Origin of the sequence: Danxiaibacter flavus, from assembly GCF_041060425.1 — a bacterium.
In the GTDB taxonomy this organism is placed as follows: domain Bacteria; phylum Bacteroidota; class Bacteroidia; order Chitinophagales; family Chitinophagaceae; genus Danxiaibacter; species Danxiaibacter flavus.
The window spans coordinates 494,309-501,732 of the sequence record NZ_JAULBC010000007.1 but is presented as its reverse complement, the minus strand read 5'-3'; the positions used below and the strand labels follow the sequence as shown (position 1 = coordinate 501,732).

The following is a 7,424-nucleotide window of genomic DNA, read 5'->3' as shown; positions in this document are numbered from 1 at the left end:
ACGCAAAGGGCGCAAAGGAGCGGCGGCGCAAAGAAAAACTTTGGAGTACGTACGCCATTAGCCAAATCATCATCTTCTTTCCCGTAAACACAGCCAAACGGAAAAACTCCCGGCGCGAAGAAAAAGCTGATAGCTCAAAGCTGACAGCTGACAGCCGATTTCACGCAAAGGGCGCAAAGGAGCGGCGGCGCAAAGAAAAACTTTGGAGTACGTACGCCATTAGCCAAATCATCATCTTCTTTCCCGTAAACACAGCCAAACCGAAAAAATCCCGGCGCGAAGAAAAAGCTGATAGCTCAAAGCTGACAGCTGACAGCCGATTTCACGCAAAGGGCGCAAAGGGGCGGCGGCGCAAAGAAAAACTTTCGAGTGCGTACTCCATCGCAAAATCATCCTTATAGCAATAAATACGGCGAAAAGGAAAAACATCCGGTGTCGAGAAAAAGCTGATACCTGACAGCTGATACCTGACTGCTAATAGGAGCGGCGCAAAGGAAAACTATGGAGTGCGTATTCTTTTGAAAAATCATTTTCAAGTCGATAAATACAGCGAAAGAAAAAACTTCTGGCGCGACGAAAAAGCTGAAAGCTGAAAGCTGATAGCTGATAGCTGATAGCTGATAGCTCACAGCTAATTAACTGCTTTCACCATTCCATCCTGTTTCTTCACAAAATAGATTTTCTTGTTTTCGATGTAGTCGGGGGCGTAAGATTCTTTGGTGAGCCGGACTGGTTCGAAATAGAAATCAGTTGAAATTTTGAATGACGGATCGGAAATGTTGTTGAGAATATTTGTGCGGTACTTGACCAGTAATTTGGAGAAATGATACATGCTCTCAAAGCCTTTGAAGTACATATCTGTTGGTCTGCCAAAATGATCACGCCTGTACACTGCGGTCATGTACTGACCAATATTGTCCGTTCTTGAATAGTTGTAGGGTGTTGTGAACACAAACTCTACCCCGTTACAATCCGGATTGTTGAAACTGTCGTTTGATTCCCATGTGGGCATACCTAAAACCGTTGTCCGGTATGATTTAGCTGCGCTTATTGTACGTACAATATTGAGTCCGAACACATCATCAAGTGAGCCGCATATTACAAGGTTTTGTTTGGTGCTATCCATACTGTATAACAGTGCAGCCGGGTCAAAAGTATCGGACAGGTTAATTGTTTTGTATACCAGGCCCTTGTTTTTATTGAGGTTGTCGAACTGGGATTTAATTCTTGTTTCAAACCCTCCATTCCTGGTTACATAAATGATCTTATATCTTGAATAATTTCTGCGTGCATAATCATAGATGGCGTTAATGTGTGTGCTGATGGTGGAGTTAAGCATCACGAAGAATGGATTACCGGTAAGGTTCGCGTCATTGGGATAGGTGGCCGAAAGCACCGGGATGTTCTCTGCAAATGAGAAATCTGAGACGGCTTTTTGTTCGGAAGCATTGTTGAATGCTGCGATTATCAGCGTGCTGCTATCGGCTTTTATCTCAGCGAGAATTGAATTTATGCCTTTACCAACTTTCTTGGTGTCGTAAATAGCGACATCAATAGGCGTATTTTCTTTCTTTAAAGAATCGATCGCGGTCATAATACCGTGATAGAAATCCAATCCCGGTAAGATATATTTAGGAATGCTGTTTCCCTGCAGTTTATAAGCAGAGCCACTGAATGCAGAATCAAGATATAACGGAGCCAGTATTGCTACTTTAACCTTGCCACGGTGTATTTCATGCTGCGCGTTGACATTTGACAAGCCAAAAGACAATGCGAAGAAGAAAATAAATGTTTTCAGGGTTATTTTATTCATAGCCATCAATTGAGCAAATAATATACCTTTTTGCGGGAAGGTATTCATTAACCTTGTAAAAATGCATAAAGGTTGAAAAATATTGTGGTGGCGGGAAAATTTTAACAGGGAGGAGGGAGAGCTTAAAGCCTAAAGCGCAAAGCCTAAAACCGATTTTAGCGAAGGATGACATTGAGCCTAAAGCTTAAAAGCATTTGGGGCAGGATTTGAGTCAAGGAAGGGTATATGTCCTACGGACAAAGAAGCGATCACTCCGTTTGTTTCTATTGAGATTAATGCGCTACGGGCAAAGGAAGATGGGTGTGGGCTTAAAGCCTAAAGCCTAAAGCCTAAAGCTTAAAGCCTAGAACTGATTAAAGCGAAGGTGGACATTGAGTCCTAAGATTTAAAGCATTTTGAGAGAGCGTAGGCAAGTTAAGGTATATGTCCTACGGATAAAGAAGCAATCACTCCGTTTGTTTCTATTGAGATTAATGCGCTACGGGCAAAGGAAGATGGGTGTGGGCTTAAAGCCTAAAGCCTAAAGCTTAAAGCCTAGAACTGATTAAAGCGAAGGTGGACATTGAGTCCTAAGATTTAAAGCATTTTGAGAGAGCGTAGGCAAGTCAAGGTATATGTCCTACGGACAAAGAAGCGATCACTCCGTTTGTTTCTATTGAGATTAATGCGCTACGGGCAAAGGAAGATGGGTGTGAGCTTAAAGCCTAAAGCGCAAAGCCTAGAACTGATTAGAGCGAAGGTTGACATTGAGCCTAAAGATTTAAGGCATTTTGAGAGAGCGTAGACAGGTCAAGGTATATGTCCTACGGACAAAGAAACAAACGGGGTTGTACGGTTCTATTGAGATTAATGCCCTACGGGCAAAGGAAGATGGGTGTGGGCTTAAAGCAGAAAGCTTTAACTCTAAAACTACTTTATGCCCAAAGCCTAATACAATCTTCGGTGAATGCACAATTGAGTAATCAATCTCACGTCCAAGCCCTGAAAGGGCGCTAGCATTAGGGCAGGGCAACGCCCTGTCAAAAACAATAAATAGTGGTCAAAGCCCTGTAAGGGCGGAAGCAAATGAAAATATACCGGCCAATCTCATCGATTTAATGTGGCGTTATAAATAAAAAAAAGTCCTACACTTCAAAATGCAGGACTCTTAAAAAAAATGCGCCAACACAATCTATTCCAACCTCACACCAGTTCTAAGCTTTAGGCTTTACGCTTTAAGCTTGCTACTCCCATTCAATCGTAGCCGGTGGCTTGCTGCTTATATCGTAAACAACGCGGTTAATGCCACGTACGTTGTTGATGATCTCATTAGAAACATGTGCGAGGTATTCGTAGGGGAGATGTGCCCAATCGGCTGTCATACCATCTACTGATGTTACTGCTCTTAACGCAACAGTGTATTCGTATGTTCTTTCATCGCCCATTACACCAACGCTTTTTACAGGGAGCAATATCGCGCCTGCCTGCCAAACTTTGGTATAAAGTTCATGCTCTTTTAAACTTTTGGTGTAGATAGCATCCGCTTCCTGCAACAACTTCACTTTTTCTTCTGTGATCTCGCCGAGGATACGAATGGCCAATCCCGGACCCGGGAACGGATGACGGAAGATCAAATCTTCAGGAATGCCCAGTTCAAGACCTACTTTTCTTACTTCATCCTTAAACAGGAAACGTAATGGTTCCACCAGGGAAAGATGCATCGTGTCCGGCAAGCCACCTACGTTATGATGAGATTTAATTGTTACAGAAGGTCCGTGAACACTAACGCTTTCAATCACGTCAGGGTAAATGGTGCCCTGTCCTAAAAATTTAACACCCTCTACTTTTTTTGCTTCATCCTGGAAAACATCAATAAATAGTTTTCCAATCACTTTGCGTTTAGCTTCAGGATCTGTTTTGCCGGCCAGCTCCTTGTAAAACATTTGTTTGGCATCAATGCCGGTAATGTTCAGGCCTAATTTTTTATAGGTAGCGAGTACTGATTCAAATTCATCTTTGCGTAATACGCCATTGTCAACAAAAATGCCATGTAGTCTGTCGCCAATCGCCTTGCTGATAAGGGTTGCGGCAACAGTGCTGTCCACACCTCCACTCAGCGCCATTATCACATGTGCATCGCCGATCTGCTGCTTCAGCTGTTCAACCGTTTCGTGAACAAAGGATGCTGGTGTCCAATCCTGTTTACATCCGCAGATATTTGTCAGGAAGTTATGGATGATCTTTTTACCTTCTGTTGAATGATATACTTCCGGGTGGAACTGCAAGCCATATAACGGTTTAGCTTCTGTTCCGTTTTTCTTGAAGGCAGCAACAGGAATGCTGTCAGTGGTTGCCAGCAGTTCAAACCCTTCAGGAAGCTGTGTAATGGAATCACTATGGCTCATCCAAACCTGTGAATGATCTGATACATTTTGTAACAAAACATCCTCTTGTTTCTTTAATAATTTTGCGCGGCCATACTCTCTCTTGTTGGATTTATCCACTCTTCCGCCAAAAACTTTTGCCGTGAGCTGTGCGCCGTAGCAAACACCTAAAACCGGCAGTTGCTGAATAAAAGATGCAACATCAACTAAAGGTGCATTTTCTTCATTAACGCTAAAAGGCGATCCACTTAAAATGATGCCTTTCAGGGTACTGTCTACTGTAAATTTCTTGTGATATGGAATAATTTCGCAATACACATTGGCCTCTCTAACGGCTCTGGCTATTAATTGGGTGTACTGGCTTCCAAAATCGAGTATGAGTATCTTTTCCGTCATGGCTGCGAAGGTAATTTAAAGTTGGTTAGTTTGGTACAGGTGACTGTTTTTACTCATGTATTGATGCGGCCGTTTGTCAAAATAGGAGAGGTAAAAACATATTTTTTGTATCTTTTCGAATAATTAAAACAATTGAAGATGAGAAAGTTATTACCACTGCTGCTCTGTTTTGGCCTGTTTGCGGCCTCATGCGATTTTATTAACCGGCGGGAGGTTTCGGGTAATGGAAAGCAAAAGGAAGAGACGAGAAATGTTTCGAATACCGATAAGATAAAACTGGAGGGTTCTATTGACCTTGACCTTGTTCCCGGAACTACGCCTTCTGTAAAGGTAATTGCAGATGAAAACCTGCTTCAGTATATCAGGACAGAAAGGGATGGCGATTACCTTTTAATTAAGGTTGATGATGAATACAAATTACGTTCATCCAATCCCATCAAAGTCGAAGTGACTACTGATAAACTTCACAAGCTGGAAATTGCCGGAAGCGGTGATGTAAAGGGGAAAGGCAAATTTTCAGGCGCGGATAAGCTGGACGTAAGTATGGCCGGAAATAGTAATGTTGATCTTGAGATAAATACTCCGTCGGTTGATATTGATGTGGCCGGTAGCGGAAACGTAAACATGAAAGGCGAGACAAAAGACCTGAAAATTGATATTGCAGGCTCCGGCAATTTTAAAGGATTCGACCTGATGGCCGAGAGCGCAAAAATTAGTGTTGCCGGCAGTGGCGACGTTGAAGTTTATGCCGACACGAGCCTGGATGTGAGCATTATGGGCAGCGGTGATGTAAGTTATAAGGGGAAAGCTACAATTAAATCCAGCATTGCCGGAAGTGGCTCGGTGAAGAAGGTGGATTAGCTATTAGCTATTAGCTGTCAGCTATCAGCTTTTAGCTATTGGGTGTCAGGTATCAGGTTTCAGGTGTCAGGTATCAGCTTGGCTGTTCACGATCGAATACCAAAATTGTAGCTAAAAGTCTTATGTATTTTAATAAAAAAAAACAGGCAGATTCATGAATTTGAATCTGCCTGTTTTCATTCGGTAACCATTCTTGCCTCTTACTGTCTTACGGTCCTACATGTCTTTTTTAGCTATCAGCTTTTAGCTCAGCTGTTTAAAAATTGAACATCAAAACCTATAGGCGGTCTTTGATACGATATACAAATAAAAAACAGGCAGGTTAGTTAATCGTAAATCTGCCTGTTTTCATCCGCTAGCCTTTCTTACCTCTTACTGTCTTACGCGTCTTACGATCTTACTGTCTTCTTAATCTTTCCATCTCCATTCGCCCGCAATGCTCAATGGTTCTTTCAGATTATTTTTCAGCAGGAAGGCTTTTGTCTCTTCGTCGGTTAATCGCTTTGCAGGAATTTCTTTTGCATCAGCTAAACCATAAACCAGCATTGCACTGAAGCGTACGGTGTTTTTCATGCCTTGCTCATCCACCATTTTAAAGTCATCACAATCTGCATGATAGCAGCCGCCGGAGTTGTTAGGAAGATTACCACCCGCTCCGCCGCCGGTGGGGACGCCTTCCAGCATGAAGGGCTGGTGATCGCTGTGCAATCCGCCGCCACTTCTGAAGGTGTTGGTAAATGAAGTATCAATATTATGCGCGATGTTTCCGATTGATTTGAACAATGGCTCAGTTTCATCAGCGCTGGAGCTATAACCTTTTGGATCGTTTGTCATGTCATAATTAAGCATATAGCGGATGTTGCTGATAGATCCATCCTTCATTGCAGCATTCACATACGCTTTTGAACCGAGCAGCCCTTCTTCTTCACCCATAAACATTACGAACTCGATTGTTCTTTCAGGGCGCAGATGTAGTGCCTGGAAAGTTCTTGCCATGTCCAATACAGAAAAAGATCCAATGCCATTATCAATAGCACCTGTTGCGAGATCCCAGCTATCAAGGTGTCCTCCGATAACGATCTTTTCATTTGGCAAAGTTTTTCCCGGCAATGTTGCAATTACATTGCGGGCTTTGATCATGCCGGAGAAATTGGTCATCTTTATGCGTGTAAACTGCGGTCCTTTGGCAAGTGATTCTTTCAGTTTCATACCATCTTCGTTGCCAATACATACCGCAGGAATAGGAATTAACTTTCCAGTTACAGAAGCTGTTCCTGTCAGCAATACGCCGTTTTTCACGGTGTTAATTACAATGATTCCTTTGGCACCGTATTTAATAGCAATAGCTGTTTTTTCAGAACGGTGCAGACTTTTTGTTCCAGGAGCAGAGCCGGGTAGTACACCCAGGTAAACCAACGCGATCTTACCTTTTACAGCTTCTGGTTTTGCAGCGTAATCGGCTTCAAGACCGTTGCCCATATCCACCAGTTCTCCGCTCACATCTGCTTTAACAGGCGCATGCGCCAGCGAAACAGATTTAACAGGTTGCAAACTTTGCAGCGATGAACCGATGCCAACCTGCAATGTGCCACGGCTCCAGCTTTCTACTTCAAATGGCTGATAGCGTACGTCTGTGAAGCCGTATGATTTAAGCAGATTGAATGCGTAATCTTCAGCCTTTTTTCCGTTGGGAGATCCTGTAAGTCTGTGACCAATGGTAGAAGTCGCATCCCTTAAAGTGGAATAAGCTTTGGAGTTTGTTTGAACCTCTGTATTGATTTGCTTAAAAACTTCAGGCCAGTCTGATTTCTCCTGGGCCGATACAAAAGATGTTGCGCATGCAAAACATGCTAAAGCAGTCAGTGATTTTCTCATGGTATAAATGTGCGAATTAGTGAATGTGCAATATAAATGTGCAAATGTGTAAATGTGCAAATGTGCGAATGAAGGCATGTGCAAATGAAACTAAATGTACCCGCCCTCATTTTCAA

5 protein-coding genes are annotated in these 7,424 nt (G+C 42.8%); 2 read left to right on the top strand and 3 right to left on the bottom strand.

The genetic code is table 11. The features are described 5' to 3' along the window. Positions 1-401: hypothetical protein (locus tag QTN47_RS21395; RefSeq protein WP_369331467.1), on the top strand; the 401-nt coding region annotated here is incomplete at its 5' end. 230 nt (positions 402-631) lie between these two features. On the opposite strand, the gene QTN47_RS21390 is transcribed toward QTN47_RS21395, so the two are convergent. Both QTN47_RS21390 and guaA read right to left on the bottom strand, forming a co-directional pair. Next, positions 632-1,813, bottom strand: a complete 1,182-nt coding sequence (locus tag QTN47_RS21390) for an ABC transporter substrate-binding protein (protein WP_369331466.1) — start codon at positions 1,811-1,813, stop codon at positions 632-634. A 1,223-nt stretch (positions 1,814-3,036) separates the two neighbouring features. Further along, entirely contained in the window at positions 3,037-4,572 is a 1,536-nt protein-coding gene (gene guaA, locus QTN47_RS21385) for a glutamine-hydrolyzing GMP synthase (protein WP_369331465.1), read from the bottom strand. A 138-nt stretch (positions 4,573-4,710) separates the two neighbouring features. Here guaA and QTN47_RS21380 point away from each other — a divergent pair, with 138 nt between their 5' ends. Then, positions 4,711-5,433, top strand: coding sequence for a head GIN domain-containing protein (locus QTN47_RS21380; RefSeq protein WP_369331464.1), 723 nt, complete (start codon positions 4,711-4,713; stop codon positions 5,431-5,433). 408 nt (positions 5,434-5,841) lie between these two features. On the opposite strand, the gene QTN47_RS21375 is transcribed toward QTN47_RS21380, so the two are convergent. Then, positions 5,842-7,308 (bottom strand): M28 family peptidase, encoded by a 1,467-nt coding sequence (locus tag QTN47_RS21375; RefSeq protein WP_369331463.1) that lies wholly within the window; start codon positions 7,306-7,308, stop codon positions 5,842-5,844. Positions 7,309-7,424 lie beyond the last annotated feature (116 nt).

Coding starts and splice junctions, on each gene's coding strand:
- QTN47_RS21390 (WP_369331466.1), bottom strand. CDS start 1,813: ATGAATAAAATAACCCTGAAAACATTTATTTTCTTCTTCGCATTGTCT.
- guaA (WP_369331465.1), bottom strand. CDS start 4,572: ATGACGGAAAAGATACTCATACTCGATTTTGGAAGCCAGTACACCCAA.
- QTN47_RS21380 (WP_369331464.1), top strand. CDS start 4,711: ATGAGAAAGTTATTACCACTGCTGCTCTGTTTTGGCCTGTTTGCGGCC.
- QTN47_RS21375 (WP_369331463.1), bottom strand. CDS start 7,308: ATGAGAAAATCACTGACTGCTTTAGCATGTTTTGCATGCGCAACATCT.